The sequence below is a fragment of the Nocardia citri genome (assembly GCF_054065835.1).
This window is the reverse complement of record NZ_JBSUQM010000057.1, coordinates 1-2,731: the sequence shown is the minus strand read 5'-3', so window position 1 is coordinate 2,731 and position 2,731 is coordinate 1. Positions and strand designations below refer to the sequence as shown.

Annotated in this window: 2 rRNA genes; both read left to right on the top strand. The window is 56.4% G+C overall.

What is annotated here, in order from left to right:
• Positions 1–2,470, top strand: a 23S ribosomal RNA gene (locus tag ACW2Q0_RS31025); the annotation flags it as partial.
• Between the two features lie 137 nt (positions 2,471–2,607).
• Positions 2,608–2,724 (top strand): 5S ribosomal RNA (rrf, locus tag ACW2Q0_RS31020).
• Positions 2,725–2,731: the final 7 nt, after the last annotated feature.

Genomic DNA, 2,731 nt, shown 5'->3' with positions numbered 1-2,731 from the left:
GGGGTGATGGCGTGCCTTTTGAAGAATGAGCCTGCGAGTCATTGGTGTGTGGCGAGGTTAACCCGTGTGGGGGAGCCGTAGCGAAAGCGAGTCCGAATAGGGCGTTTGAGTCGCACATTATGGACCCGAAGCGGAGTGATCTACCCATGGCCAGGGTGAAGCGACGGTAAGACGTCGTGGAGGCCCGAACCCACTTAGGTTGAAAACTGAGGGGATGAGTTGTGGGTAGGGGTGAAAGGCCAATCAAACTCCGTGATAGCTGGTTCTCCCCGAAATGCATTTAGGTGCAGCGTCGCGTGTTTCTCACCGGAGGTAGAGCTACTGGATGGCCTAGGGGGCCTACAAGCTTACCGAAGTCAGCCAAACTCCGAATGCCGGTGAGTGAGAGCGCGGCAGTGAGACTGCGGGGGATAAGCTTCGTAGTCGAGAGGGAAACAGCCCAGATCGCCGGCTAAGGCCCCTAAGCGTGTACTAAGTGGAAAAGGATGTGGAGTCGCGAAGACAACCAGGAGGTTGGCTTAGAAGCAGCCACCCTTGAAAGAGTGCGTAATAGCTCACTGGTCAAGTGATTCTGCGCCGACAATGTAGCGGGGCTCAAGTACACCGCCGAAGCCGCGGCATTCAGACATTATTCTGCTTTCGAGCCAGGAGTCTGGATGGGTAGGGGAGCGTCGTGTAGCCGGGGAAGCAGCGGGGTGACCTAGTTGTGGAGGCTGCGCGAGTGAGAATGCAGGCATGAGTAGCGAAAGACGAGTGAGAAACTCGTCCGCCGAATGACCAAGGGTTCCTGGGCCAGGTTAATCCGCCCAGGGTGAGTCGGGACCTAAGGCGAGGCCGACAGGCGTAGTCGATGGACAACGGGTTGATATTCCCGTACCCGTGTATCCGCGCCCAATGGCGAATCATCTGTGCTAACCATCCAAAAGCGGACCTATCACCTTCGGGTGAAGAGAAGTGGCTGCATGGGATCCTGGGTGTAGTAGTCAAGCGATGGGGTGACGCAGGAAGGTAGCTGGGCCAGTCAGTGGTTGTACTGGTGTAAGCCTGTAGGGCGTTGTGTAGGCAAATCCGCACAGCATGTGCCTGAGAGGTGATGCGTAGCCGATTGAGGTGAATTCAGTGATCCTATGCTGCCGAGAAAAGCCTCTAGTGAGTTGGTACACGGCCCGTACCCCAAACCGACACAGGTGGTCAGGTAGAGAATACTGAGGCGATCGAGAGAACTGTGGTTAAGGAACTCGGCAAAATGCCCCCGTAACTTCGGGAGAAGGGGGACCTGATCTGGTGACCGGTCTTGCACCGTGAGCTGGGTTGGGTCGCAGAGACCAGAGAGAAGCGACTGTTTACTAAAAACACAGGTCCGTGCGAAGTCGTAAGACGATGTATACGGACTGACGCCTGCCCGGTGCCGGAAGGTTAAGAGGACCGGTTAGCGTTTCGGCGCGAAGCTGAGAATTTAAGCCCCGGTAAACGGCGGTGGTAACTATAACCATCCTAAGGTAGCGAAATTCCTTGTCGGGTAAGTTCCGACCTGCACGAATGGCGTAACGACTTCTCTGCTGTCTCAACCACAGACTCGGCGAAATTGCATTACGAGTAAAGATGCTCGTTACGCGCGGCAGGACGAAAAGACCCCGGGACCTTCACTATAGCTTGGTATTGGTGTTCGGTACGGTTTGTGTAGGATAGGTGGGAGACTGTGAAGCATGCACGCCAGTGTGTGTGGAGTCGTCGTTGAAATACCACTCTGGTCGTATTGGACTTCTAACCTCGGGCCATGATCTGGTTCAGGGACAGTGCCTGGTGGGTAGTTTAACTGGGGCGGTTGCCTCCCAAAATGTAACGGAGGCGCCCAAAGGTTCCCTCAGCCTGGTTGGCAATCAGGTGTCGAGTGCAAGTGCACAAGGGAGCTTGACTGTGAGAGTGACAGCTCGAGCAGGGACGAAAGTCGGGACTAGTGATCCGGCACCGGCAAGTGGAAGCGGTGTCGCTCAACGGATAAAAGGTACCCCGGGGATAACAGGCTGATCTTCCCCAAGAGTCCATATCGACGGGATGGTTTGGCACCTCGATGTCGGCTCGTCGCATCCTGGGGCTGGAGTAGGTCCCAAGGGTTGGGCTGTTCGCCCATTAAAGCGGCACGCGAGCTGGGTTTAGAACGTCGTGAGACAGTTCGGTCTCTATCCGCCGCGCGCGTCAGAAACTTGAGGAAGGCTGTCCCTAGTACGAGAGGACCGGGACGGACGAACCTCTGGTGTGCCAGTTGTCCCGCCAGGGGCACTGCTGGTTGGCTACGTTCGGAAGGGATAACCGCTGAAAGCATCTAAGCGGGAAGCCTGTTCCAAGATGAGGTTTCTCTCCACCTTCGAGTGGTTAAGGCCCCCTACAGACCATGGGGTTGATAGGCCAGAACTGGAAGCCCGGTAACGGGTGTAGGTGACTGGTACTAATCGGCCGAGGACTTACCAACGAAGAAGCTACGCGTCCACTGTGCGGTATCTGAAACAACACACAGACACCCCACCACATGCAACCAAAAGCTCCGAAGGGATAGTTTCCCGGGAGTGGGGGTTGTGGTTGGGGGGTGTGTGGATAGTTTCATAGAGTTACGGCGGCTATAGCGGTGGGGAAACGCCCGGTCCCATTCCGAACCCGGAAGCTAAGGCCACCAGCGCCGATGGTACTGCACTCGACAGGGTGTGGGAGAGTAGGACACCGCCGGAACATCCTT